The 26861-nt window shown below is 64.0% G+C and carries 21 protein-coding genes; 15 read left to right on the forward strand and 6 right to left on the reverse strand.

Translation table 11 applies throughout. From position 1 onward, the window contains the following. Positions 1–462 precede the first annotated feature (462 nt). Positions 463–1725, reverse strand: coding sequence for a YgdI/YgdR family lipoprotein (locus L0U81_RS30575; RefSeq protein WP_233809444.1), 1263 nt, complete (start codon positions 1723–1725; stop codon positions 463–465). 449 nt (positions 1726–2174) lie between these two features. Here L0U81_RS30575 and L0U81_RS30580 point away from each other — a divergent pair, with 449 nt between their 5' ends. The 10 genes from L0U81_RS30580 to L0U81_RS30625 all read left to right on the forward strand — a co-directional run bounded on the left by L0U81_RS30580 (position 2175) and on the right by L0U81_RS30625 (position 14850). Further along, positions 2175–3611, forward strand: coding sequence for an aldehyde dehydrogenase family protein (locus L0U81_RS30580; RefSeq protein ID WP_233809446.1), 1437 nt, complete (start codon positions 2175–2177; stop codon positions 3609–3611). Between the two features lie 13 nt (positions 3612–3624). Beyond that, positions 3625–5403: a thiamine pyrophosphate-binding protein gene (locus L0U81_RS30585; protein WP_233809448.1), complete on the forward strand. Its 1779-nt coding sequence runs from the start codon at positions 3625–3627 to the stop codon at positions 5401–5403. A 104-nt stretch (positions 5404–5507) separates the two neighbouring features. Next, a complete protein-coding gene (locus L0U81_RS30590; RefSeq protein ID WP_233809450.1) occupies positions 5508–6740 on the forward strand; it encodes an ABC transporter substrate-binding protein in 1233 nt (410 codons plus the stop codon). A gap of 31 nt (positions 6741–6771) precedes the next feature. Next, positions 6772–7641, forward strand: coding sequence for a branched-chain amino acid ABC transporter permease (locus tag L0U81_RS30595; protein WP_233809452.1), 870 nt, complete (start codon positions 6772–6774; stop codon positions 7639–7641). Then, positions 7638–10247 carry a branched-chain amino acid ABC transporter ATP-binding protein/permease gene (locus tag L0U81_RS30600; protein ID WP_233809454.1) on the forward strand — a complete coding sequence of 870 codons (2610 nt, stop codon included), beginning with the start codon at positions 7638–7640 and terminating at the stop codon, positions 10245–10247. The genes L0U81_RS30595 and L0U81_RS30600 overlap by 4 nt, the downstream gene beginning before the upstream one ends. Then, on the forward strand, positions 10247–11128 hold the full coding sequence (locus tag L0U81_RS30605; protein ID WP_233809456.1) for a sugar phosphate isomerase/epimerase family protein: 882 nt from the start codon (positions 10247–10249) through the stop codon (positions 11126–11128). The genes L0U81_RS30600 and L0U81_RS30605 overlap by 1 nt, the downstream gene beginning before the upstream one ends. A gap of 2 nt (positions 11129–11130) precedes the next feature. Then, complete coding sequence (locus L0U81_RS30610) at positions 11131–11553, forward strand: cupin domain-containing protein (protein ID WP_008917511.1); 423 nt, start codon at positions 11131–11133, stop codon at positions 11551–11553. Between the two features lie 22 nt (positions 11554–11575). After that, a complete protein-coding gene (locus tag L0U81_RS30615; protein WP_233809458.1) occupies positions 11576–12565 on the forward strand; it encodes an NAD-dependent epimerase/dehydratase family protein in 990 nt (329 codons plus the stop codon). 2 nt (positions 12566–12567) lie between these two features. Next, positions 12568–13311: an SDR family oxidoreductase gene (locus L0U81_RS30620; RefSeq protein WP_233809460.1), complete on the forward strand. Its 744-nt coding sequence runs from the start codon at positions 12568–12570 to the stop codon at positions 13309–13311. A gap of 18 nt (positions 13312–13329) precedes the next feature. Next, a complete protein-coding gene (locus L0U81_RS30625; RefSeq protein WP_233809462.1) occupies positions 13330–14850 on the forward strand; it encodes an FAD-dependent oxidoreductase in 1521 nt (506 codons plus the stop codon). Between the two features lie 17 nt (positions 14851–14867). Here L0U81_RS30625 and L0U81_RS30630 read toward each other — a convergent pair whose 3' ends face one another. After that, the gene (locus L0U81_RS30630; RefSeq protein WP_233809464.1) at positions 14868–15866 is read right to left on the reverse strand and encodes a LysR substrate-binding domain-containing protein; all 999 of its coding nucleotides are present in this window, start codon (positions 15864–15866) and stop codon (positions 14868–14870) included. A 67-nt stretch (positions 15867–15933) separates the two neighbouring features. On the opposite strand from L0U81_RS30630, the gene L0U81_RS30635 reads away from it, so the two are divergent. The 5 genes from L0U81_RS30635 to L0U81_RS30655 all read left to right on the forward strand — a co-directional run bounded on the left by L0U81_RS30635 (position 15934) and on the right by L0U81_RS30655 (position 22027). Next, on the forward strand, positions 15934–16932 hold the full coding sequence (locus L0U81_RS30635) for a LysR family transcriptional regulator (RefSeq protein WP_267957343.1): 999 nt from the start codon (positions 15934–15936) through the stop codon (positions 16930–16932). A gap of 95 nt (positions 16933–17027) precedes the next feature. Further along, positions 17028–17993: a LysR family transcriptional regulator gene (locus L0U81_RS30640; RefSeq protein ID WP_233809466.1), complete on the forward strand. Its 966-nt coding sequence runs from the start codon at positions 17028–17030 to the stop codon at positions 17991–17993. A gap of 52 nt (positions 17994–18045) precedes the next feature. Then, positions 18046–19455, forward strand: a complete 1410-nt coding sequence (gene tcuA, locus L0U81_RS30645) for an FAD-dependent tricarballylate dehydrogenase TcuA (RefSeq protein ID WP_233809468.1) — start codon at positions 18046–18048, stop codon at positions 19453–19455. After that, complete coding sequence (gene tcuB, locus L0U81_RS30650) at positions 19442–20659, forward strand: tricarballylate utilization 4Fe-4S protein TcuB (RefSeq protein WP_326489885.1); 1218 nt, start codon at positions 19442–19444, stop codon at positions 20657–20659. The genes tcuA and tcuB overlap by 14 nt, the downstream gene beginning before the upstream one ends. 48 nt (positions 20660–20707) lie before the next feature. Then, positions 20708–22027 (forward strand): MFS transporter, encoded by a 1320-nt coding sequence (locus L0U81_RS30655; RefSeq protein WP_233809470.1) that lies wholly within the window; start codon positions 20708–20710, stop codon positions 22025–22027. A 173-nt stretch (positions 22028–22200) separates the two neighbouring features. Here the strand turns inward: L0U81_RS30655 and L0U81_RS30660 are convergent, their stop codons facing one another. The 4 genes from L0U81_RS30660 to pcaF form a co-directional block, all read right to left on the reverse strand. After that, positions 22201–22764: a YSC84-related protein gene (locus tag L0U81_RS30660; RefSeq protein WP_233809472.1), complete on the reverse strand. Its 564-nt coding sequence runs from the start codon at positions 22762–22764 to the stop codon at positions 22201–22203. A gap of 236 nt (positions 22765–23000) precedes the next feature. Then, positions 23001–23342, reverse strand: coding sequence for a hypothetical protein (locus L0U81_RS30665; RefSeq protein ID WP_233809474.1), 342 nt, complete (start codon positions 23340–23342; stop codon positions 23001–23003). Between the two features lie 790 nt (positions 23343–24132). Further along, positions 24133–25458, reverse strand: coding sequence for a phenylacetate--CoA ligase PaaK (paaK, locus tag L0U81_RS30670; RefSeq protein WP_233809476.1), 1326 nt, complete (start codon positions 25456–25458; stop codon positions 24133–24135). A gap of 80 nt (positions 25459–25538) precedes the next feature. After that, positions 25539–26741 carry a 3-oxoadipyl-CoA thiolase gene (gene pcaF / locus L0U81_RS30675; RefSeq protein WP_233809478.1) on the reverse strand — a complete coding sequence of 401 codons (1203 nt, stop codon included), beginning with the start codon at positions 26739–26741 and terminating at the stop codon, positions 25539–25541. Positions 26742–26861 lie beyond the last annotated feature (120 nt).

A 26861-nucleotide genomic window follows, 5' to 3' on the forward strand; every position in this document is an offset into this window, starting at 1 on the left:
GACGGCATGGTGAATATCGGCAGCCTGTTTCTCAGACTTTAGGCAGATGGGCCGCGATGTGCTTCTGGTTATGCGATTAGATTTTTTTCTGCACGACATTTCGCGACTTATCGCCTGTCGAGGTGATGCCTCCGCTTCCTTTCCGTAACTTTCTTCCTGCCATGGACAGAGGGATATTCACAAAATATCTCATTGCGACATTCAGTATCGTTACCCTGGTTGCGCGCCAGTACCACGCTGCATGCCGGTTTACGACAACTTGCTTGGATATGGCGACGCAGATGGAGAAAGTGGCAAAGAAGGTGGGAAAGGCGACTGCGCATGACGGGCTTGCCCGCGAGCTGACCCAGGAACGCCCTGCAGAAGTGTTGGGCGTCGAGCAGGAAACCATCAGTCGCTTCGAGCGTGGGCGTACCTTGCCTCCGTTGCCCCGACTGATTCAGCAGCAAGGTCTCCAGTCTGCTACTGGATCGTCTCGGCCTGATGGATCGAGGAGTCGTCGATCGGCGCGGCGACGGTCTCAGCCTGAACCGGACCGGGCGCAGTCGATAACTCGACCGGCGCTGTCGACCCCGCCGGCAACGTGGGCGCCGGCGCATTTTCGTCTTTCGCCTGAACCGGTTGAGTCTGTGCGGGCAGCGATGCCAGAAGGGTCGACATCTGCTTTTCCCGCTCGTCATCGAGCAGGAAGGCATTGCGGGTCGAGCCGGCGGACGCGAGGTGCTTTTCGAGAGCTTCCCCGGCAGCCGGGTTCATGCCGAGTTTGTCCATATGGGCAAACGCCCATTTGTCGGCCTTGTGGAATCCCGTGGACGCCACCCAGTTGATACCGTGAAGGCTCGCGGTATTGGACACCGCATACCCGGCAATCGAAGCCGCCTCGCGCGGCAACACGACTAAGGCCATGCTCGTTGCCGCCGCGCCGAGGGTGGCGCCGACCGAAGCCCCAGCCGCCGCACCTGCGGCCGTCGCACCTGCGGCCGCGGCCGCCGCGGCGCCGGCGGTCGCTACAGTCAACGCCACCTCACCCGCGAATGTGACCAGCCCAACACCCGTCTTCCATACACGCATCCGTACGCCTGCCTCTTCACTGAGGCCTTGGGTCCACAGCACGACCCATTGCGCCTCGTCCGGACTCAGGTGAGCCGCCGCGATCTGCAGCGGCTGATGGACGGCAAGCCAGTGATACTCCTGGTCATCCGCATGCTTGCCGGGCTCACCCAGAACGATGTGCCCGCGGCAGACCTCGACCGGCGTGATTTTCACCGTGCGGCCCGACTCAAGCTTCACGTCGAAGGGCTTGCCATGATCGCGATCGGAGATCAGCTCTTTTTGCATCTTCACGGCGTTCTTCGACTCGTACCCGTCGATCTCCGCGAGGATGTCGCCGACGGCAAGATCAGCCGCGGCCGACGTCGCGATCACGCGCAGATGCTCGTCGATGCCCGCGCCGCGCACCCACGCCACCTTCGCGTCATCATCCTTGAGGGGGTAGGTCGTGTAGGCGTCGAATGGCAGCTCCCACTGGTGGGAGCAGTCCTGATCGTGGAGGTCGGCCGAGCGAACGATTGCCGGACGCAGCGCCCGTTCGCCATCAGCATAGGTGCGAATCTGTGCGAGAAGCTTCTCGTCGACCTGGCGGCCGTCGTCCACCGTGTAGGTGGTCGAACATGCCGCCAGGCTAGCCAGTGTCACTGCGGCCGCAATGAGACGGAGGTTGGGCATCGTTGATCCTCTTCTTATTGGTGGAATCAGCTGTTGCGGCAAGCAAGGTGCATCGCCACGCACCGTATTGTTTTCACGAAGCCTATGGTGAGACGTGACTCCGGCAGCGGAGCGCCTTCCGCGCGAGATACGGATGCATCGGCTCCGCTGCTCATTAACGACCGATTTCCAATAACCTTGAGGCGGGTTATCTGCCTCAGTTCGGCTGCGCCCCCTCATGTTGCTGCGGAACGGCACCACCGATCTGCTTTGCCGTCGTCACCTGACCCGTCGTGAACGACCACGTCTGGTCGATGGAGTACGCCTTGTCCGATGTCTGTACGCCCGTCGCATCGCGGCGCAGCACGCGCCCGGCTATAAGTTGAGCGTATAGGTGCTCTCGGAAATCACTAGTTTTGCTCGCGAAAGCAAGGACCTACACTGGGCCCCATCGCACGGAGTTCAATTCGATGATTGAATCACCCACCTCGCTATCCGAAGTACGACTGCTGATCGACGGCCATTGGACCGATGGCGGCGACCAGATGGCGGTCCTCGACAAATACCGTCTCACGCCCTGCGCAAGGCTGCACGTGGCCTCTCATGAGCAGGCGCGCGCCGCCGTAGCCGCGGCGCAGCGCGCGTTCGAAGCGTCGACGCTGACACCGTACGAACGCGGCGCCGTGCTCGAGCGCGCCGCGGCGATTCTCGAACGCGAGACGCCGAAGCTCGTTGCCGCATTGCAGACCGAGGGCGGGTTTACGCTCACGGATGCGCAAGGCGAAGTCCGGCGCTGCCTGCAAACCTTCCGGCTCTCTGCCGAAGAGGCGCGCCGGCTCGCCGGCGAGATGGTGCCGCTCGACGGCGCACCGCAACAAGGTGGCCGGCTCGGCTTCACGATGCGGGTACCGCTCGGCGTGGTCTGCGCCATCACGCCGTTCAACGCACCGCTGAACACGGTCGCGCACAAGGTGGCGCCGGCGCTCGCCGCAGGCAATGCCGTCGTGCTCAAACCATCGACGCACACGCCCGCCATCGCGAACATGATGGCGTCGAGCCTGCTCGAAGCGGGCTTGCCGCCAGGACTCATCAACGTCGTCCACGGCGGCGCGGATGTCGCCGGCTGGCTGATCGACGAACCGGCGGTGCGCTTTTTCGCGTTCACGGGCAGCACCGAGGTCGGGCGCTCGATCCAGCAGCGCGCCGGGCTGCGCCGCACGCAGATGGAACTCGGCAGCATCGCGTTTACCATCGTCGACGACGACGCGAACCTCGATCAGGCGCTGCCGAAAATCGTCGCGGCGAGCTACCGCAAGGCGGGTCAGGTCTGCACGTCGATCCAGACCTTGCTCGTGCATCGCAGCCGGATCGGCGAAGTGGAAGCGAGACTGAGCACACTGGTCAATGAACTGTGCTACGGCGACCCGAGCGAGCCGTCGACACTCGTCGGCCCGGTGATCAGCCTCGCGGCGGCCGAGCGCATCGAGCGCTGGATCGACGAGGCGGTGTGCCGCGGTGCGCGCCGGCTGGCAGGCGGTGCGCGCCAAGGCGCGCTGGTGCCGCCCACGTTGCTCGCCGACGTCGCTGCGGACACGCCGGTCAGTTGCAAGGAGGTATTTGGGCCGGTGATGTCGCTGGTGCCGTTCGATACGCTCGACGAGGCTATCGACCTCGTCAATGCGACGCCATACGGTCTCGCCACGGGGCTCTTCACGAACCGCCTCGACGCGGCATTGAAGGCCGCGCGCCGGCTGCAGGTCGGCGGCGTGCACATCAACGAGACCTCGAGCTCGCGCGTCGATCTGATGCCCTACGGCGGCAGCAAGGATTCAGGCTTCGGCAGGGAAGGCCCGCACTATGCCGTGCGAGAGATGAGCGAAGAACGTTTGATCACGCTGAGTACATGAAGGGGACGACGCAATGCCGATGATGAAAGGCGGTCAACTGATCGCCGAGACGCTGGTCAAGGAGAAGGTGCCCTATGTGTTCGGGATCTGCGGGCACGGCAATGTCGGCATACTCGATGCGCTGTACGACGTCCGCGACTCGCTGAAGCTGATCTCGCCGCGCCATGAGCAGTGCGCGGGACACATGGCCGACGCGTATTTCCGCGTCAAACACAAACCGGTGGCGACGCTCACGTCCACCGGACCGGGCTCGGCGAACATGGTGATGTCGCTCGCCACCGCCTTGTCGGACTCCTCGGCGTTCATGGCGATCACGGCCAACGTGCCGACTTCGCAGCATAATCGCGGGCCGTTCCAGGAGCTCTACCGCCACAATCAGGCCGACTTCGCCCAGGTGATGCGCCCGGTCGTCAAGCGCGCCTTCCAGCCCTCGCGCGTCGACATGCTTCCGCTCGCGCTGCGTCAGGCCATGGACACGATGGTGACGGGCCGCCCGGGCCCGGTGAACCTCGACATTCCCTACAACGTGTTCCAGGAAGAGGCCGACGTCGAGCTGCCCCCGGCTTCGCAGCTCGGGCGGCCGGTGCGGCCCGGAGCGAGCGATGCGGACGTTGCCGCGGTGCTGGAGCTGCTCGCCGCCGCGCGCAAGCCGGTGCTGTTCATCGGCCACGGCGCGACGCTTGCCGAGGCCGGCCCGGAGCTGACCGAGCTGCAGAAAACGCTGCACATTCCCGTCATCACGTCGCCGAACGGCATGGGCTGCGTGCCGGCGAACGACGCGCTGACGCTCGGTTTCATCGGCCGCAACGGCGCTTATGCGGCGAACGAGGCAGGCCGTCACGCCGACCTCGTGATTACGATCGGCACGCGCTTCGACGACCGGTCGTCGTCGAGCTGGCATGCGGGTTACTCGTGGAACTTCCCGAAGACGAAGCTCGTGCACGTCGATATCGACCCGACGGAGCTCGGCCGCAATTATGCGGCGACGATCGGCATCGTCGCGGACGCGAAGGTGTTCACGCGCCAGCTGCTGAACGCGCTCCCGCGCCACCCGGCGATCGAGGCGAAGCGCTACGCGCCGTGGACCGAGGAAGTGCTGGGCTGGGTACGCCAGTGGGAGGCGTTCGTGCGCCCGCATTTCGGCGATTCGACGAGCCCCCTGCGGCCGGAGTTCGTCGTCGGTACGTTGCAGAAAACCCTGCCCGACGACGTGATCCTTTCGCTCGATTCGGGTGTCCATCACAACTGGTTCATGCAGTTCTGGAAGCCGGCGCGCGCGCAAAGCATGTTGAACAGCTGGGGCTATTCGTCGATGGGCTTCGGCGTGTGCGGCATCCTCGGCGCGCAGCTTGCGGCGCCTGACCGGCCGTGTGTCGCGGTGGTCGGCGACGGCGGCTTCACGATGACGCCGTACGTGCTTTGCACGGCAGTCGAATACGAGCTGCCGGTCGTCTGGATCATCTGGAACAACTTCGCGTGGGGCGCGATTCGCGATCTGCAGTACGGCCTGTTCGACGGCCGCGAGATCGGCACCGCTTTCTACAAGGGGCAATCGGGCGAGCGCTACAACCCGGACTTCGCGGCGTGGGCGCGTGCTTGCGGTGCGGACGGAGTGACCATCACGCGGCCTCAGGATCTTGGCAATGCGGTCGAGCAGGCGCTTCGCAACCGGCGACCGTGTGTCATCGACGTGCACGTCGACGCCGAGGTCAGGCCGCCTTCGACCGGAACCTGGCAATTGCCGCCGATTCCGTACAAAGAGCCGGTCTACGGCAAACCCTACATCGCATAGCGGTCCATCACGACATCAGCACAGCGTCGCAGCAGCAGGGAAGTACCCGGGCGTCCGCGCAATACCAACTGGCGGGCGGACCATCATAAAACAAGGAGACAACCATGAAGTTCCGGAATCCGCGCGCGCGGGTAGGGTTTCGTTCGCTCTTCGCCATCGCAACAGGTCTCGCATTCAGCGCCGCAGCATTCGCACAGGGCAATGACCCGGTGCGGATCGGGCTTATCTATTCGAAGCAGGGGCCCGGCGCGTCGATCGGCCAGTTCCTCGAGCGCGGCAGCGAAGTGGCGGTCGAGCAGGCCGGTGGGAAAGTCCTTGGCAGGCCGATCGAACTCGTCTGGCTCGACGAAGCGAACCCTCAGGTCGCGCAGCAGAACATGCAGAAGCTGATCGGCGAAAACAAGGTGGTCGCGGTAGTCGGCGGCAACTACAGCTCCTCCGCGCTCGCGATGATGAGCGTCGCGAACCGCGAGAAGATTCCGCTGATCCTGCCCGGCGCCGCCGCGCGCGAGATCACCGGCAAGGAGTGCAGCCGCTACACGTTCCGCACCCAGGCAACCGTGCCGGTGCAGATCGCGGGCCTGATGCCGTACCTTGCGCAGACCGGAAAGAAGGTCTACTTTGTTACGCCATCCTATGCATTTGGTCAGGACATCCTGCGCGCCGCGCGCGACCGGCTCAAGCAGGACGGCATGACGGAAGTCGGTGTCGACGAAGTGCCGATCAATACCGCCGACTACAGTTCCTACATACTCAAGATCCGCCAGGCAAAGCCGGACGCCGTGCTGGGCGGCCTCGTCGGCGGCGACTTCTCGAACTTCCTCAAGCAATGGAACGAGATGGCGATGACGGGCAAGATTCCGTACGTGGCCGTCGCGGTGACCGACACCGACTTCTGGGACGTGGGGCCGCAGGCATCCACCGGCACCTTCGTGAAGCCCTGGTACTACAACAACCCGAAGAACCCCGAAATCGAGAAGAAGTTCACCGCCGACTTCGAGAAGAAATACGGCCGTCCTCCGTCGGACAAGTCATGGTCGGGCTGGATCGCCATGCGCTCGCTGCTTGACTCGATCAACGCGGCGAAGTCGACGGACCCGCAGGCGATCGTCACCCAGCTCGAACAGTGGAAGGACACCGACGGCGCCTTGCCGGTCTACTACCGTCCGTGGGATCACCAGCTGATTCGCCCATCCGTGGTCGTGAAAGTGAAGTCGAAGATCACCGACAAATACGACTATTTCGACGTGGTGCGCGATACCTCGAGCACGTCGGCCGATACCGAAAAGGCGTTCGGCAGCCAGCAGGAGATCGGCTGCAAGATGCCGGCGCTGTAGCGGCCGCGCCATCGCCCAACCAGGAGCCATCATGCTCGATATGCTCGTTTCCCAATCGGCCAACGGACTCGTGTTGGGTTTTATCTACGTGCTGATCGCCGTGGGCCTGTCCATCACGTTCGGTCTGCTGGGCGTGATCAATTTCGCACACGGCGCTTTCTTCGCATTGGGGGCTTATGTCGCGTACCAGCTCTTTCAGATGTACGGCTGGCCCGCGGTGGTGTTCGCCCCCATTCTCGTCGGCGTGATCGGCATGGTCGTCGAGATGACGATCATCCGGCGGCTATACGGCAAGGAGCCGCTTTCCAGCCTGATCGTAACGTTCGCGCTTTCGCTGCTGATCGAGGCGCTGATCCGTTTCTTCTGGGGCGCTGACGGCAAGCCGTTCAATCAGCCCGAATTCCTCGCGGGCATCGTCGAGGCGGGACCGCTGCTCATCACGAAATATCGCGTGGCGGTCCTGTTCGCGACGCTCGGCACGTTGGTCGCGCTTGCAGCATTTCTGGCGTGGACGCCGTATGGGCGGGTCCTGCGCGCCGGCAGCCGCGACCCGGAAATGGTCCAGCTGCTCGGCATCAATCTGCCGCGAGTGATGACAGGCGTATTCGGGCTCGGCTGCGCGCTCGCGGCGATTGCAGGCGTGCTGGCCGCGCCGTTGTGGACCGTGTCGCCCTCGATGTCGCAGAACGCGATCATGCCGGCGTTCGTCGTCGTCGCGATCGGCGGTCTCGGATCGTTTGCCGGTGCTGTCGTCGCCGGGCTGGCGGTCGGCGTCGTGATGTCACTGACGATTCAGTTCCAGCCGGATGCGGCGGCGGCGTCGATGTATGCGCTGATGTTCGTCGTCATGCTGCTGCGTCCACGCGGGTTGTTTGGAGAACATTGGGAGCGCTTCGAATGAATCTGCGCACGAATACGACTAGTTCCGCCGCCGCGCAGCCGAACGCGCACGCGCGGAACCTGCTGCGCCCGTGGCGCAATCCGGTCATCGTGATGGCCGTGGTGCTGATCGCCGGCTCGGCTCTCGCGCTGGCCATCGGCCTGCCGATCGACCGCATTACGCAGATCGCGATCTATACACTTTATGCGGCGGGCACCAATTTCCTGATCGGCTATCTCGGCCTCGTGCCGTTCGGCGCCTCGTTCTTTTTCGGCTGCGCAAGCTATGCGCTGGCGATTGCGTCGGCAGCCTGGGGCGGCAACGAGATCACGGGCGTGCTGATCGGCATGGGCTTTTCCCTGCTGCTCGCGCTCGTGATCGGCGCGCTGATCCTGCGCCGCAAGGGCCTCTATTTTTCGCTGCTGACGCTGGCGTGTTCCCAGATCGCTTTCGAGATCGCGTACAAGTGGACTTCGGTCACGGGCGGCGAGAACGGCATGCAGAACGTCGCGCGTCCGTTGTTCGCTTCGGCGCTGTCGTTTCACGCGTTCACGGTCGTGGTCGTGCTTGCCGCGACGTGGTTGCTCTGGCGCATCGCGCATGCCCCGTTCGGCCGGCTGATGCAGGCGCTGCGCGACAACGAGCAACGCGTGACCAGTCTCGGCTACGACGTCTATACGACGCGCCTGATCGCACTGGTCGTCGCGGGCGGCGTGATCGGCGTGGCGGGCGGTCTGATGGCGCTGCTGTTGCAGGGTGTGTACGCCAACAACCTGAACTGGTCGCATGCCGGTGACCCGGTGCTAATGGCTGTGCTGGGCGGTGTCCATCAGTTCCTCGGCCCGCTGTGGGGCGCGGTGACTTTCATCGTGCTCGAAGATCGGCTGAGCGCCATCACCGAAAACTGGTGGCTGTTCTTTGCGCCGGTCATCATCGTCATGGCGCTGCTGTCGCCGGAAGGCATTCAGGGATTCTGGCAACGCTTCGGCAAGCGTCCGCGCTGGACGCTCACGCGTCACGGCATTCCCGCGCGTCCGGCGCGTATCGTGCCGTACCGGCCAGCCGATGCAGGCGGCGACGAAGGCGAGGCCGTGCTCTCGGTGCAGCAGTTGTCGAAGCGGTTCGGCTCGATCGTCACGCAAAGCGAGATTTCGCTCGACGTCAAGCGCAATCAGCTGCACAGCTTCATCGGACCGAACGGCGCGGGCAAGACGACGTTCTTCAACATCCTGACGGGTTTCATCCTGCCCGATGAAGGCCGCATCGTCTTCGAGGGCAGCGACATCACACGGTTGTCGCCGCACAAGCGCGCGCGTCTTGGCCTTGCGCGCTCGTTCCAGATCCTGAGCGTGTTTCCGAACCTGAGCGCGTTCGAAAACGTGCGTGTCGCCGTGCAGGCCGCGCGGCGTCAATGGCGCGGTTTCTGGCTCGACGCCTACGCGGACGACGAAGCGAACGAACGTGTCTGGTCGCTGCTCGAGGCGGTCAGTCTCGCGGATCGGGCCGCCGACCTGTGTGCGGAGCTGTCCCACGGCGAGAAGCGGTTGCTCGAAATCGCCATGACGCTCGCGACCAGCGCGAAGCTGCTGCTGCTCGACGAACCGCTTGCCGGCCTCGCTGAAGCGGACCGCAAGATCGTCGCCGCGTTGATCCGGCGCCTCGCGAACTCGCACGCGGTGCTGCTGATCGAGCATGACATCGATCGCGTGCTGGCACTGTCAGACCGCATCACGGTTCTGCACCAGGGCCGCTTGATCGCCGACGGTTTGCCGGCGGACGTGGCACGCGACCCTCAGGTGATCAGCGCGTATCTCGGTGACGCCGGCGCGTCGGACCAGGACAGGCACAAGGAGACCACGGCCAGCGGCAGCTTGCCGGCAGCCGCGCAGCCCACGGGACGCCCACTGCTGGAGCTAGAGAAGGTGAGGGCAGGCTACGACGGCAGCACCGTACTCGAAGGCATCGACCTTTGCATCTATCCGGGAGAAGTCGTCGCACTGCTTGGCCGCAATGGCGTGGGCAAGACGACCCTGCTGCGCACGATCACGGGAACGCTGCACGCGGCGAGCGGCCGTGTGACGTTCGATGGCAACGACGTCACGTCGATGCGTCCGGATCTTATCAACCGGCTCGGCATCTCGCTGGTGCCCGAAGGGCGGCGGCTGTTCCCGAACCTCACGGTGCAGGACAACCTGAAGATCGGCGCGCGTGCCGGCGGTGCGCCGCTCGACGAAATCTGCGAGCTGTTTCCGAAGCTGCGCATCCTGATGCGTTCGCAAGCGGCGAGTCTGTCCGGCGGCGAGCGGCAGATGGTGGCGATCGCCCGTGCGCTGATGGTGCCGAGCAGGCTGATTCTGCTCGACGAGCCGTTCGAAGGGCTCGCACCGGCGGTCGTGCACGAGGTCCGGCAAGCCGTCATGAAGCTGACGTCGCGAGCAAGTCTCGTGATCGTGGAGCACCAGGCGGATTCGGTGCTCGCATCGGCGGACCGTGCCTATGTGCTCGTGAACGGTGCCGTCGCGTTTGGCGGCAGCGCGTCGGAGCTTGCGGCTGACACCGCGCTGCAGGAGCGGCTGCTCGGCGTGTCGGCCGCCGACACGGAACACCTTTTGAGGAAGACCGCGTGATGGCGGCGGCACGAGAGGGCGCGCGGCCGCTCGGCGTGAACACTTACGGCTATATCTGGTCGACGCCAGCGCAGCAATGTGTGCTCCGGCTGGGCGAACTGGGCTACCGTGAGTTCGAGCTGGTGCTGAATCCGCCGCATCTCGCACTCGAAGAATTCCCGTCCGGCGAACGCGCAAAACTGCGCAGCACGATGGCGGCGGTTGGCTTGAGCGTGCGTTCGCTGAACGTGCCGAGCCTAGATCACAACCTGGCGAGCCCGATGCGCCGCATGCGTCGCTATTCGATCGATCTGTTTCTCGACGCGATCGATCTGGCGGCGGATCTCGGCGCAACCGATCTCGTTGTCGTGCCCGGCCGCATGAGCCCATTGTTTGCGCCGCTGCCCGCGCAGCGCGATGCATGGATGCGCGAGTCGCTCGACGCGCTGTTGCCGCACGCGCAACGGCGGGGCGTGACACTCGCGCTCGAAAACGTGCCGTTCGCGTCGTTTCCCGATGCGCACACGCTCGGCGCGTTCGTAAGCAGCTACGGGTCGGATTCGCTCGGCGTTTGCTATGACGTCGCGAATGCGCATTTCATCGGAGAGTCGCCGGGCGCCGGCCTGCGGCAGTTGGGCGAGCTGGTCCGCCTCGTGCATTTGTCCGACACCCGCCGCGACGCGTGGCGCCATGACGAGGTTGGCCTTGGCGACGTGCCGTTCGCGCAGGTGCACGACGCCCTCACAGACATTCACTTCGAAGGTGCTTGCATGCTTGAAATCATCGCGGCCGCGCCGGAAGGCGCGATCCTCCGTAGCCACCGCGCGTTGACGGCATTCGGCTTCGCGCCCCAGTACGACCAGCAGCATTTGCCTGCCGGCTTGCCCGGCTTCGAGAACTGACCATGACGACCATCATTCCCGACGACAAACATTACCGGAACGCGGCGAAGGAACAGCAGGCCGTGACGCGCAACCTCGCCGAGTTGCTGTGGGTGCAGTATCCGGGCCACTTCAACCAGGCGCTATCGAAAGCGATCGTGACGCCGGAGACGGTCGGCAGCCGCTTCTTCGATCACCGGATTTCCTGCTACGAGCCAGGCGCTTACGTCGAGAATCACGTGCATAAAGTGCAGGAGCAGATCTATCACGTGCTATCCGGCGAGGGCGTGCTAACGGTCGATGGCGAGCGCCGTCTGGTTCGCGCCAATGACGTGACCTACATCCCGCCTGGCGTGCATCACGAATTCCATTGCACCGGCACCGACACGCTGGTGTTTCTGGTGATCACGAGCCCGCCCACCGACGAGGAGCCGCAGCCGCGCTGAGGCGGCACGACGAGACACGACGATGAAAAATATTCTGGTAACCGGTGCGAGCGGCTGGCTTGGCACCGAAATCGTGAAGGCATTGCTCGCGCGCGGCGACGCCGTCGTCGGCACCGATATCGCGATCAGCCCGGCAACGGCCGCGCTCGCGGCGCGCCAGCCGAACTTCACGGCAATCGCCGCGGATCTGTGCGAGTGGCCCCAGGTGCTGCGCCTGATGCAGACGCACAGGCCTGACGCGGTGATCCACGCGGCGGCGATCGTCGGCGTGATTCAGTGCGCCGATATTCCGATCAAGGCGAATCGCGTGAACGTGGAGGGTGCCCTCAACCTGTTCGAGGCGATGCGCTTGACGGGCGTGAAGCGCGTCGTGCATGTCAGCACCGAGGAAACCTACGGCGATTTCGGCGCGCCGTCGATCGATGAGGAGCACGCGCAAAACCCCACCAGCGTGTATGGCGCGACGAAGCTGGCGGTCGAGCATTACGGCCGCATCTACACGCGCGAGCACGGGCTCGAATGCCTCAATGTGCGCACCTGCTGGGTGTACGGACCGCATCTGCCGCGGCTGCGCGTGCCGCGCACTTATGTCGAAGCCGCGTTGCGCGGCGAGACGCTGCATGACCCGGACGGCGCGGATTTCGCCGTCGATCAGGTTTATGTCGACGATACCGTCGCAGGCTTGCTGCTCGTGCTCGACAAGCCGGTGCATCGCTTCGACAGCTACAACATTGCAACGGGCGCCGCACCAACGATCGCGGACATCGCAGCGGCCGTCAACCGCACGATCCCGGGTGCGCGCATCAGTGTGGGCAGCCGTGGGCCATATCGTCATGGCGGCAGGGTGCTCAGCGCGAAGAAGGGCGCGCTCGACATCAGCCGCGCGCGCGCCGAACTCGGATACGAGCCGCGTTACGACCTGCAACGCGGCATCAAGGCAACCGTCGAGGCCACCCGCACCGCGCTCGCGCGTCAGGGTGCGGGGGCCGAATCGCTTTCAACCGGAGACTAGCAGTGAACGAAAACAGACAACTCGCACTCGTGTTTGGCGGCTCGCGTGGCATCGGCGCCGCGTGTGTGGAAGCGCTCGTGCGCGATGGCATGGACGTCGCATTCACCTATACGGCCCAGGCCGAAGCGGCCCGTGAGCTGGAAGGCAAAGCCGATGCGCATGGCTCGCGCATTCGCGGGTATCAAGTGGACATTCGCGATGCCGCGGCCGTCGATGCCGTCTGCCGCGACGCCGTGCGCGACTTCGGCCGTCCGTTGCAGGTGGTGATCGCGAACGCTGGCATCAACGTTCCGCCCGCGCCGCTCGCGCAGTTCGGCGACGCCGACTTCCAGCGTCTCGTCGAGGTGAATATCGTTGGCGCGTTTCACGTGCTGCGCGCAGCCGCGCGCGAGGTGAGCGACGGTGGCGCGATCGTCGCGCTCACCACCTCGCTTGTGCGTCACGCCGTGCCGGGCGTCGGTCCGTACAGTGCGACCAAGGCCGCCGTCGAGTGCCTGGTGCGGTCGATGTCGAAGGAACTCGCATCGCGCACGGTGCGTGTGAATGCAGTCGCACCGGGGCCAGTCGATACCGACCTGTTCCGCGCGGGCAAGACCGACGAAGCGATGCAGCGCTCCGCCGCGATGAGCCCGATGAACCGTGTCGGCCAGCCGGCTGAAGTGGCCGAAGTCGTCTCGTTCCTCGTGTCGGCGAAGGCCTCGTGGGTCAACGGTCAGATCGTCCAGGCCAACGGCGCGCTCGTCTGAGCGCGAGGAGCGCAAGCCATGCTGACACCGAATCGACGCTTTGCGCCGGCAGACGAAACCGTCGACGTGCTGGTGGTCGGCGGGGGCGGCGCGGGACTCGCGGCGGCGATCGAGGCGGCGGAATCCGGGGTGCGCGTCGTCTTGCTCGAGAAAAACGACGCGCCGGGCGGCTCGACGGCGTGGTCGATCGGCTCGGTGAGCGCGTCGCAAACACCGCATCAACGCGCCCAGGGTATCGCTGACACGCCGCAAGCGCATTGGGAGGACATGCCGGGCTTCGCGGGCGAGCTCGCCGGGCGCGACAACGACGCCTTGCGCCGCATGCTGTGCGACGCGATGCCCGAGACGTTCCAGTGGCTGCTCGACAGCGGCGTGCGGTTCATGGGGCCCATGCCGGAGCCGCCGCATCGCGTGCCGCGCATGCACAACGTGCTGCCGAACTCGCGCTCGTTCATCTATCACCTGACGCGGCGCGCACGCCGTGCTGGCGTCGAGATTCGCGTGAGCACACGTGTGTCGGAACTCGTGGTCGAAGATGGACGCGTGCGCGGCGTGCTGGCCGGGCGCGACGGTGGCGCGCAGCGACGCATCGATGCGCGCGGCGGCGTCATTCTCGCCGCAGGCGACTTCACCAACAGCCCGGAGCTGAAGGCGCGCTTCATGGGGCCGCAGGAGGCGAAGGTCGCCGCGGTCAATCCTGGCGCGACCGGGGACGGTCAGCTGCTCGCGGAGCGTTGCGGCGCGCAAATCGTCAACGGCGATCTCGCACTCGGCCCTGAAATCCGCTTTATTGCGCCGGTGAAGGAGAACTTCATCCGCCGGCTGCCACCGTGGCGCTCGCTCGCGGCGCTCATGCAATGGTCGATGCGGCATGTGCCCGATGCGATCCTGCGCCCGTTTCTCATGAAGTTTTTGACGACGGCGCTCGCACCGTCGCTTTCGCTGTTCGAAGACGGCGCGGTGCTGGTCAATGCGCGCGGCGAACGTTTTGGCGAGGAGACCGACCGGCCTGCCTATCGCTTGCCGGATCAGCCGGACGGCGTCGGCTATATCGTGATCGACGGACGTATCGCCGAACGCTATTCGCAATGGCCGCATTTCATCTCGACGGCGCCGGGCGTCGCCTACGCCTATCTGGCCGATTACCGCCGCAACCGGCCGGACGTCTATCGGGAAGCGCAAACCGTCGATGAACTGGCCGCGCTCACCGGCATGTCCGCGGCCGCGCTGCGTGAAAGCATGGGTGGACCGAAGGCGCTCACGCGGGCGCCGTTCATCGCGCTCGGCCCGGTGCGCGCGGTATTCGTGCACGCGGAGGGCGGCTTGCGGGTCGACGAGCAACATCGCGTGCTCGATGCGAGCGGACAGCCGATTGCAGGGCTCTTTGCGGCGGGATCGACGGGGCAGGGCGGGCTGCTATTGAAGGGGCACGGCCATCACCTGGCGTGGGCGTTCGCATCCGGCCGGCGCGCGGGAAGGTTGGCCGCAATCGCGGCTCGTCAGGAATCCGCAGCGATGAGTCGAGCCGCAACGGCGTGAGGGCCGCGATGAAACCGTCAAGTTTCCGCGTCGTGCAACGAAAGGTCGTGAAGCTCGATGTCTTCGGGCTCGGGCAGATCGTGCGGCAACATCAGTTGCACGCCTTGCCACTCGTGGCGCTCGATCAGCATCCGGATCACGTGCTTGAGCTCGTCGCGAACGATGACCGCCGCCTGCGACAGCTTTTCCGGCGCAAGCGCGTAAAGGTAGTTGCGCCGAACCATCTGTGCGTCGGAGATGCGCAGGCAGCGCCATTGTTCCGGCGCGTTCTGCAGCGCGTGCACAGCGGCCATCGGCTTGATCGTCGCGCCGATGCCGTCCGCCACGCAGTGCATGAGCAGCGGCAACGAGTCGATTTCCGCGACCGCTTCGACGCACAGGTTCATGCGGTCGAACTCGATCGTGATGCGCCGGCGCAGTCCGTGGCCGGGGCTCGGCAGGATGAGCGGCAGCTTCGCCAGCTCGCTCAGCGTAACGTCGGTGCGATGCGGCGAGATCATCTGGCTGTCGCGCGGCACGATCACGAACAGTTCTTCTTCGAGCAGAGACTCGACGGGCAGGTCAGGCGCAGCGGTCGCACTGAAGAGAATCGCGAGATCGAGTTCACCGAGGCGCGTCATGTGTTCGAGGTGCCCCGACAGCGCCTCGACGACGTTCAGCACGATGCCCGGGTACTTCGCCCTCAGATGCTTGATGAGGGGCAGCCCGAGTGCGCAGACGGTGGTGGGCGCCATCCCCAGATTCACGCGGCCGCTCACGTTCGCGTGATCGCGGCGCGCGACCGACACGGCCAGATCGAGCTGACGCAGAATGAAGCGCGCGTGATGGTAAAGCGCCTCGCCGTTCTCGGTCGCCCGGACACCGCGCGAAGAGCGCACCAGCAACGGCCTGCCGACTTCCTCTTCGAGGCGGGTCATCTGCTGGCTGAGCGCCGGTTGCGCGATGAAGAGCTGCCGCGACGCTTTCGAGAGACTGCCGCTCTCGACAATCTGTACGAAGTACTTCAGCTGACGCATGTCCATGTCTCATCCCTGCGCGGCGCGTCGGATGTGCCGCATGTCTTTCGTTCACCGAATGCAACCCATGTCGACAGCAAATCTGGATTTTGCCGATGAAGACCCGCTCGATCTGCCTATCGAACTGCGGCAGATGAGGTTCTTCGTGCGGGTAGCCGAATCGGGCAGTATAAGGCGAGCTGCATCGGAATTGGGCGTGGCGGCGTCGATGCTGAGCCGCGACCTGGAGAAGCTCGAAGCGCAACTCGCGACGCCGCTGTTTCGTCGCGCGCGCACGGGGCTTATTCCAACCGATGCGGGATTCGCCTTTTTGCGCCATGCGCAAATGACCCTGCAGCACGCGCTCGACGCGGTGGAGGCGGCGCGGCACCGGCGGCTCGTCGGGCACGTCACGGTCGGCTTGCCGCCGAGCACCGCCTCGGTGCTCGGCATGCCGTTGCTGTTGGCAATGCGCGAGCGTCATCCCGAGCTGCGCGTGCATCTGGTCGAAGCCTTGTCGGGGCATTTGAGCGCGATGCTCGACGCGCGTCAGCTCGATCTGGCATTGGTCGCGCGCGGCAATGTCATGCGGCGCTGGAGCCTGTGGCCGCTAATAGAGGAACGCGTCTACCTGCTCGCTCGCGCCGACCTCGCTGGCCTTCCGCAATCGAGCACGCTGAGCCTGGCCGATCTCGGCGAGCTGCCGCTCGTCATGCCGAGCGGCTCGCACGGACTGCGCGCGATCCTCGACATCGCATTTGAGCGCGCGGGCGTGCGGCCGAATATCAGCCTCGAAATCGACGGCCTCGCATTGCTGATGGACGCCGTTCGCGCGGGGCTTGGTGCAACCCTGCAGCCGGGCTCGGTGATCTGCCGCGATCCGGGCCGCCAGTTGCGGGCACTGCTGGTCAGCGACTCCGATGCGCGCCGTCAGACGTTGATCGCGGGACGTCACGAGGACGAGCTTTCACCCGCGGTGCTAGCTACGCGCGTGGTGATCGCCGACGTGGCGCGCGAGCTGGCCGCGACTGAACGCTGGCCGGGTACCCTGTTTCATGAATTGAGCCCGAAGGGCGACGAATCATGAGCGGCCAATGACGATTTATTCACGTAAACGAGAGCCGTGAGGGGCCGTCTGCACCTGCGACAATAGCTCCGATTCTCGTCCTCGCCGATCGTGAAATGGAACTCAGACAACTACGCTATTTCCTCAGCGTCGTGGAACACGGCAGCATGGGAAAGGCCGCGCTGGAACTCGGCGTCGTCACTTCCGCGCTGAGTCAGCAGATCAGCCGTCTCGAAGGCGAACTGTCGACTCGCCTCCTGCAACGCACCTCCAGCGGCGTCGTGCCGACCGACGCCGGTCTCGCGTTCTGGCGTCAGGCACAACTGGCGCTGCGCCATATCGACGATGCCGCGCTCGCCGCGCGTGCCGCCCGGCTCTCGGGCCACGTCAGTGTCGGCATGGCGCCCAGTACCGCCAGCGTGCTCGGCGTCGCCTTCATGCAGGCCATGCGCGCGCGCTATCCCGATGTGCGCCTGCGCATCGTCGAAAGCCTCTCCGGATATCTCGCCTCGATGTTGAGCGCACGCCAGATCGACCTTGCCGTGCTGTTCCGCGCGGAGCCCGCGCAGCGCTGGAGCGTGGTGCCGCTGCTCGACGAACGGCTCTTCGTGATCGGCCGGCACGAGCTCGAAGGCATGCCGTCCGGCGCGAACGTCCGTCTCGGGCAACTCGGCAAGCTTTCCCTCGTGCTTCCGAGCAGCGCGCACGGCCTGCGCTCGCAGCTGTCCGCCGCGTTCAAGCGTGCCAGATATGAGCCCAACATCGTGGCCGAAGTCGACGGCCTCGCGCTGCTGATGGACTTCGTGCGCACGGGCTGCGCCGCGACCATCCAGCCCGGCGCCGCGCTGGCACGGCCGGAGAACGCGGTACTCGCAAGCGTGCCCGTGACTGAGAGCTACGCTACGCGGCCCAATATGCTCGCCAGCATCTCCGACGACGAGCTTTCGCCCGCGGGGCTCGCGGCGCGCGTGGTGCTTGCCGATGTCACGCGCGAGCTCGTGCGCGAAGGCCGCTGGCCCGGCGCGCGCCTGCGTGAGGCCGAAGGCTTCACGAAAAGTGAAGACCTGTTGACGGCCCGCTGATGGCGGATGGCGAGCGCGGCCTTTAGAGTGCGTCCGAAAGGAGGCCAACACGATGGTCGATGTACTCGTGATCGGAGGAGGCAATGCTGCGCTATGCGCGGCATTGATGGCGCGCGAAGCCGGCGCTTCGGTTCTGATGCTGGAATCAGCGCCGCGCGAATGGCGCGGCGGCAATTCCCAGCACACTCGCAATCTGCGCTGCATGCACGACGCGCCGCAGGACGTACTTGTCGATGCCTATCCAGAAGAGGAGTTCTGGCAAGACCTGCTGAAGGTCACGGGCGGCATCACGAATGAGCATCTCGCGCGGTTGACGATTCGCGCGTCGTCCTCATGCCGTCCCTGGATGCAACGGCATGGCGTGCGCTTTCAGCCGCCGCTGTCCGGCGCGCTGCATGTCGCGCGCACCAACGCGTTTTTCATGGGCGGCGGCAAGGCGCTCGTGAATGCCTACTACCGGAGTGCCGAGGCGCTAGGCGTAGAGATTCGCTATGAGACGCCGGTCGATTCGCTGGAACTCGATGGCGGCCGTTTCGTCGCGGCTATCAGCGGCAAGCAGCGCTTCGAGGCGCGCGCCTGCGTGCTGGCGGCTGGCGGCTTCGAGTCCAACCGCGAATGGCTGCGCGAGGCCTGGGGGCAAAACGAGCGGGGAGAATGGCCCGCCGACAACTTCCTGATTCGCGGCACGCGTTTCAACAAGGGCGTGCTGATCCGGCACATGATGGATGCCGGCGCGGACATGATCGGCGATCCGTCGCAGTCGCACTGCGTGGCCATCGATGCGCGCGCGCCGCTCTACGACGGTGGCATCTGCACGCGGATCGACTGCGTGTCGCTGGGCTTGGTCGTCAATCGCGACGCGGAGCGCTTCTACGACGAAGGCGAGGACTTCTGGCCGAAGCGCTATGCGATCTGGGGGCGCCTCGTTGCGCATCAGCCGGGGCAGATCGGCTATTCGATCATCGATTCGAAGGCCATCGGCCGCTTCATGCCACCCGTCTTTCCGGGTGTGAAAGCTGACACGCTGCCCGAACTGGCGCGCAAGCTGGAGCTGCCGGAAGCACGCTTCGTGGAAACGCTCTCGCGTTACAACGAGGCATGCCGGGTCGGCACCTTCGATCACACCGCGCTCGACGACTGCCATACCGAAGGCATCACGCCGCCCAAGACGCACTGGGCGCGCCCCATCGATACGCCGCCGTTTTACGGCTACGCATTGCGCCCGGGCATCACGTTCACGTATCTCGGCCTCAAGACCAACGATCGCGCCCAGGTGCACTTCGGCGGCGAGGCGAGCGAGAACCTCTTCGTCGCGGGGGAGATGATGGCGGGCAACGTGCTCGGCAAGGGTTATACAGCGGGCGTCGGCATGTCGATCGGCACGGCGTTCGGGCGCATTGCCGGCACCCAGGCCGCGCGCGCCGCATTGCATACAACGGAGGCTTCCTGTGCAGCAAACTGAAACGCTCGCGCCCGAACGCACGCGCGCCGATGCGTTCGAATCGAAGCAGGATGCCAACGGCACTCGCGGCGGCGCCCGCGTCATTCCCATCGTGCCGATGACCGAAAACGAAGGCGAAGTCGCGCGACAGATGCAGATCTGCAACGCTTGCCGCTATTGCGAAGGTTTCTGCGCCGTGTTCCCGGCGATGACGCGGCGACTCGAATTCGGCAAGGCCGACGTCAACTATCTCGCCAATCTCTGCCATAACTGCGGCGCCTGCTACCACGCGTGCCAGTACGCGCCGCCGCACGAATTCGCTGTCAATGTGCCGCAGGCGATGGCGAAAGTGCGTCTCGAAACTTACACGGAATACGCGTGGCCGGCGGCGCTAGGCGTCCTGTACAAGCGTAATGGCGTGACGCTTTCAGTTGCGCTGGCGGCAGGGCTCGCGCTCTTTCTGCTGCTCGGCACGGCGCTGCATGGCGGTTTGAGCGGCAACGTCGCGCCCGCGAACTTCTACGCGATCTTTCCGCACAACCTGCTCGCGGCAATGTTCGGAGCGGTCTTCCTGTTCGCCATCGTGGCGCTCGGCATCGGCGTGACGCGCTTCTGGCGCGACGTGTCGCCGGGTACGGCGAAAGCGAGCACGCTGGCTGTGACGGAAGCGGCAAAAAACGCGTTGACGCTGAAGTATCTCGACGGCGGACATGGCGACGGCTGCAACGAATCCGACGATGCCTTCACGCTCGCGCGGCGGCGCTTTCATCACTTCACGTTCTACGGGTTTATGCTGTGTTTCGCGGCAACGGCGGTGGCGACGCTCTATCACTACCTGTTCGGCCTGGAAGCGCCGTATGCTTACCTCAGCGTGCCGGTGCTGCTGGGTACGGCGGGCGGGATCGGGTTGATCGTCGGGCCGGTGGGACTCCTGTGGCTCAACCTGAAGCGCCATCCCGAACAGGGCGATGCGCGCCAGCGCCCGCTGGACCGTGCCTTTATCGCGCTGCTGTTGCTCACGAGCGCGTCGGGCCTCGGGTTGCTGGCGGTTCGCGAAACGGCAGCGATGCCGTGGCTGCTGGCCGTGCATCTGGGCATCGTGATCGCGTTGTTCGCGACGCTTCCCTACGGCAAGTTCGCGCATGGCATTTTCCGCTCGGCGGCGTTGCTCAAATCGTCTATCGAAAAGCGCCAGCCCAATACATTGGGCCTTGGCTCGGACTAGGCGCCAGAGGCGGCGCTGGCGGCCATACCAACGACAGGAGACCCATCCATGAACCTCGCAAAGCCAATCGCCGGCACCCCAGACGGCTCGCGCCGGTCGAAAGTCGCGACCGTACTGCGCGTGACGAGCGGCAACTTCCTCGAACAGTTCGACTTCTTTCTGTTTGGCTTCTACGCCACCTCGATCTCGAAGATCTTCTTTCCGGCGTCGAGCGAGTTCGCCTCGCTGATGCTGACCTTCGCCGTGTTCGGCGCGGGTTTTCTGATGCGTCCGCTCGGCGCTATCTTTCTCGGCGCCTACATCGACAAGGTGGGGCGGCGTACCGGCCTCATCGTCACGCTGTCGATCATGGCGAGCGGCACGATACTGATCGCGTGTGTGCCGGGTTACGCGACCATCGGCCTGCTCGCGCCCGCGCTCGTTCTGATCGGACGGCTCTTGCAGGGTTTCTCGGCGGGCGCGGAGTTGGGCGGCGTGTCGGTGTATCTCTCGGAAATGGCGACGCCCGGCGCAAAGGGCTTCTACACGAGCTGGCAGTCGGCTAGCCAGCAGGTCGCTATCGTGATGGCGGCGGCGCTCGGTTACGGGCTCAATCACTGGATGAGCGCGCAGCAGATCGGCGCGTGGGGATGGCGCATTCCGTTTTTCATCGGCTGCGCGATCGTGCCGTTCCTTTTCATGCTGCGCCGCTCGCTGCAGGAAACCGCCGCGTTCGAGGCGCGCCCGCATCATCCGCAGACGCGTGAAATCTTCGCGCTGTTGCTCAGCAACTGGCGCACGGTGGTCGCAGGCATGCTGCTCACCGCGATGACGACCACCACGTTCTACCTCATCACGGTTTACACGCCGACCTTCGGCAAGTCCGTCCTCAAACTGTCGACGTCGGACAGCCTGATGGTGACACTGCTCGTGGGCGTCTCGAACTTCATCTGGCTGCCGATCGGCGGCGCGCTGTCGGACCGGATCGGCCGCAAGCCGATCTTGCTCGCCATTACCGTATTGGCGATCTTCACCGCGTATCCGGCATTGTCATGGCTTGCCGCGGCGCCGAGCTTCGGCCGCATGCTGATGGTGCTGTTGTGGTTCTCCTTCTTCTTCGGCATGTATAACGGCGCGATGGTCGCCGCGCTCACCGAGGTCATGCCCGCGGAAGTACGCGTTGCGGGCTTTTCGCTGGCGTTCAGTCTCGCGACGGCGTTGTTCGGCGGCTTCACGCCTGCCGTGTCGACCTTTCTGATCGAAGCCACGCATGACAAGGCTGCGCCCGGCTACTGGCTCAGTTTCGCTGCGCTGTGCGGGCTTGCCGCGACGCTTGGACTGTATCGGCGTCGTACGGGGCGGGAGGCTTCGACGGCTTCGTCGGTGTAACGCTGATTTCGGTTCACTGAGCCGACCGCAATACGTATCTGCTTCAGATCAGTGAGCTGCTGTATCAGATCGAAGCCCGAGGTTTTTTGGCCCTGGCCATTGCTCAGATATTCAAGCGTCGGCTTCGCTTGAGTGTCGGACTTTCCAGGGCCTACGCTATCACTGCGCGAAAATCAACGAGGCTTGTAAGAGAACTTCTGGCCGCCAACGCTAGCCTCATACATCAGCCCACCCTTGGCCACCGTAAATACAGCCATGCCTTTTTTATAGCCGCCCGAAGTTTTAGCATCTTTCTTGCCACCACTAACGTTAGCAGACGTGCCCGTCGTGCCTGCCTGCGCGCCAGCCGCCGCAGTAATCGCGATCGCATTGGCATCCGCGCCGAATTCAAAGTTGCCAGCGGTGAATTCTTTGAGGGCTCGTTCATCCTCGAACAAGATCAGTTCACTGTACACCTGGCCGCCTAGTTGCAAGCCCACAGTCACCTGAGTCATCGACGTATCGCCGATATGCTTCCCTTGCTCATAGACACGGCCCTTGCCGTGGGCACCACCTATTCCGACCCCTCCCTTGCCTATCTTCGGGAAAACAGCGTAGGCATAGGCATTTTGCAGAAGAACGCCGCTTTCTCCCGCGTTCCTGAACAGATTGAGTGTGTCGCTATATTCATCGGCCCGAGCAGCGGAAATAGGCAACATCAGCAGAATTGTGAGCGTCAATACCAAACGTTTGAGCATGATATGTTCTCCATGGATTGATCACATTAAAGCACTGCCGTGACGTACTTCACCCGCATTATTCGATCCTGCCGCGGACGAGAAAATATTTTTTATGATCTTCCGGGAGTGGATAGCATCCAGAGTGCGTCTCCGCGCTCGCGGGGCCGGGGAAAGGTGCATAGCCATTCCCTTTAAGTTCGTGGTCGAATCTTCATTGAAGTCGGCTCAACTGATAGCCGGCTCGCCCCAAAGCGTCACAGGCAGGCGCTGACGTCGCCCGTCGCGCCGCTACCGGCGCCGCTCGAGGAACGGAAACCGACCCACGTGCCTGCACCCTGGTAGTTCGGACGCACGACGGCGGCCGCACCATCGGGCGGTTGCTGGCCGGGAACGTACACGTCCATCGCCATGTTGTTCGCCAACGTGGTCTGCGACACGACCTGCTGCTGCGTTTTGTCAGCCCATTTTTGGGCAATGCATTGGCCGACGGCACTAGGCGGATGCTGGCTGGTTCCGAGGGATTGCACGCCGGAAGGTGGTTGCGCGGCGCACGCGCAAAGCGCTGCAGCCGCGACGATACTTGACACGATTTTCATGTTGTCTCGCTCCACAAATCGTTCAAAGAGAGGGGGATTGTCAAAAAATGGCGATCCGGAAAGGTCGTTTCCGGGAGCGCTCATTGCGCTGATTGATCCGTTGTCATCCGCACAGATCAACACGACCCGCGGTCATCAGAAGCCTTGTGCGGGGAATTGGGAGCCGAGCTGATTCGGTAATTTGATTGGGGGGAATCAGTTCGAGCGCACAATGATCCCGCGCCTGCAATGAACGATAGGTCCGCGGACACCGTCCAGAATTGATGCAGATCAATTGACAAACTATGCGATCAGATGAAGTAGCTGACAAGGGATCTGTCGTGTGTAAAGAACGATTCTCACCGAATGAGACCGAACTCTATTCAGCAGTAGATTCAATTCTCAAAATGAGAACGCGAGAGTGCGTAAACGCCACAGGATCTGTGGCGGGGTGCAACTCTGGGATAACGAGTCACCACGATGAGTTGCGTGAGTCCCGGGCGACACGACGTATTCTGTACTCTCGTCGCGCCTGGCTGACGGCGTGTAGATCCGCACATTGCGTTGGCTGCGTCGAACCAGCATCAGATTTTTACAAGTCCGTCACGTCGCCCAAGGGAGTGTCCCGTGAAATCCTTCAGCGAGGTGCGGACATGACGGAGCTTCAGCGTCTCATCGTAAGCGTTCTTGCCAGTGTGTTGACCGCGTGCGCCAGCCTGCCTCCGCAGAGCAATCGGCCGCAAACTTTTGCTCTTCAAAATACGGAGTCCACACGATTCGGCACTTTCCTCGCGCCCGAAGAGCAGAACCATCACAGATTCGCGCCGCGCAGATCGACGACCCGTTTCGCCTTGCCGGTGCCGGTCAATGGAATATGTCCGGCGAGCGCCACCGAAACCGTCGTCGACACGCCAACCATTGTCTTGATTCGATGCTGCAATTCGCGTGCAAGCGCCGTGCGATCGTGGTCGCTCAGCGATTCGCCGACTTCCGGCCGGGCTTCGACGCATACGCCCAGCGAATCCAGATGTCCGTCACGTTTGACCGTCAGTTGATACTGCGCGCTCAACTTCGGAATCGCGAGAATGAGCTCTTCTATCTGGCTCGGAAACACGTTGACGCCTCGAATGATCAGCATGTCGTCCGAGCGTCCGACAATCTTGGCAAGCCGGCGCATCGAGCGGGAAGTGGGCGGCATGAGCGAAGTCAGATCGCGGGTCCGATAGCGGATGACCGGCATGGCTTCCTTCGTGAGCGACGTGAAGACCAGTTCGCCCTCGCTTCCATCGGGGAGTACTTCACCGGTAACAGGGTCGATGATTTCCGGGTAGAAGTGGTCCTCCCAGATCACCGGACCGTCCTTGCTTTCGATGCACTCCGCCGCGACGCCCGGGCCCATCACTTCGGAGAGGCCGTAAATGTCGAGCGCGTCGATTCCGGCCCGCGTTTCGATCTCGCTACGCATGGCCTGGGTCCACGGCTCGCCGCCGAAGACACCCACCTTCAGTGACGACTCGGCCGGATTCATCCCTTGCCGCGTCATCTCGTCGATCAGATTCAGCATGTAGGACGGCGTGACCAGAATGATCGAGGGTTCGAAGTCGCGAATCAACTGAACCTGCTTTTCGGTCTGACCGCCGGACATCGGTACCACCATGCAGCCGAGCCGCTCCGCTCCATAGTGAATTCCCAACCCGCCCGTGAACAGGCCGTAGCCGAACGCGTTGTGCAACGTGTCGCCGCGACGGCCGCCGGCAGCACGGATCGAACGCGCGACGATGTCCGCCCAGGTATCGATGTCGCGTGCCGTGTAGCCCACGACCGTCGGTTTGCCCGTGGTCCCGCTCGACGCATGCACGCGCACCACCTGATCGCGCGGCACGGCGAAGAGGCCAAACGGATAGTTGTCGCGCAGGTCCTTCTTCGACATGGTCGGAAACTTTGCCAGATCGGAGAGTTCCTTCAGATCGTCAGGACGCACTCCGGCGGCATCGAACGCCTGCCGATAATGCGGCACGTTGTCGTAGGCATGGCGGACCGACCATTTCAGACGCGTCAGTTGCAGGGCCTGCAGCTCATCGCGGCTGGCGCGTTCGATCGGTTCGAGTTCGTCGGATTGGGGATTGCGTCGGACCACGGAAGTCTCCAGATACAGGAAAGTGGGTTATTTCGAGGCAGGCGGCACTGTCAATGCGCGCGACATGCTGGCGACTCCGATCAAACGCGCTCGATCGCAATCGCGATGCCTTGGCCTACGCCGATGCACATCGTGCAAAGCGCGAAGCGTCCATTGCGGCGCTCCAGTTCGTAGGTGGCCGTGGTGACCAATCGGGCGCCCGAAGCGCCGAGCGGGTGACCCAATGCGATCGCGCCGCCGTTCGGATTGATCCGGGGATCGTCTGCCGCCACGCCGAGCCGGTGCAGCACCGCGATACCTTGCGAGGCGAAGGCCTCGTTCAGCTCGATCACGTCGAACTGGTCGAGGGTCATACCGAGGCGTGCCAGAAGCTTCCCGGTTGCCGGCGCGGGCCCGATGCCCATGATGCGCGGCTCGACGCCAGCGGTGGCCATGCCGATGATGCGGGCGCGCGGCGTCAGATGGTTGCGCTTCGCTGCCTCTTCACCTGCGATCAACAGCGCGCAAGCACCGTCATTGACCCCCGAAGCATTACCCGCTGTGACGGTTCCGTCGGGACGCACGACACCTTTTAGTTTCGCCAGTGCCTCGAGCGACGTCTCGCGCGGATGTTCGTCGCGATCGACCACCAGGGGCTCGCCCTTCTTTTGCGGAATGAGCACTGCAGTGATTTCCTGGGCCAGCGTGCCGTCCGCCTGCGCCCGCGCGGCGCGCTGCTGGCTACGCAGCGCAAACCGGTCTTGCGACTCGCGGTCCACGCTGAAATCGTCGGCCACGTTCTCGGCCGTTTCCGGCATGGAATCGACGCCATACTGACTGCGCATCAGGGAATTGACGAAGCGCCAGCCGATCGTCGTGTCATGGATTTCAGCAGAGCGCGAGAACGCTGACGCCGACTTGCCGAGCACAAAAGGTGCGCGCGTCATACTTTCCACGCCGCCTGCAATGTAAAGCTCGCCATCGCCCGCCCTGATTGCGCGCGCGGCGCTGCCTACTGCGTCCATCCCCGAGCCGCACAGGCGGTTGATCGTGGAACCGGCGACGTCGATCGGCAATCCGGCCAGCAAAGCGGACATGCGCGCGACGTTGCGATTGTCCTCGCCGGCCTGGTTTGCACACCCATAGAGGACGTCTGCAACCTGCTGCCAGTCCACCGATGGATTGCGCTGCATCAATGCGTGAATCGGCACTGCGCCCAGGTCGTCTGCGCGAACATCCTTCAGTACACCTGCATAACGTCCAAATGGAGTGCGAATGGCATCACAAATAAAGGCTTCGGTCATGGTATTTCTAGGTAAAGATAGTGGGCGATTCAGGCTTTGCGTCCGAAATGGGGCGGCGTTGTCCGATCAGACATGGGCGGCTTCGCGCGATGCAACGTGATGCCGGTGTTGGACCACACC

Source organism: Paraburkholderia sp. HP33-1, from assembly GCF_021390595.1.
In the GTDB taxonomy this organism is placed as follows: Bacteria; Pseudomonadota; Gammaproteobacteria; order Burkholderiales; family Burkholderiaceae; genus Paraburkholderia.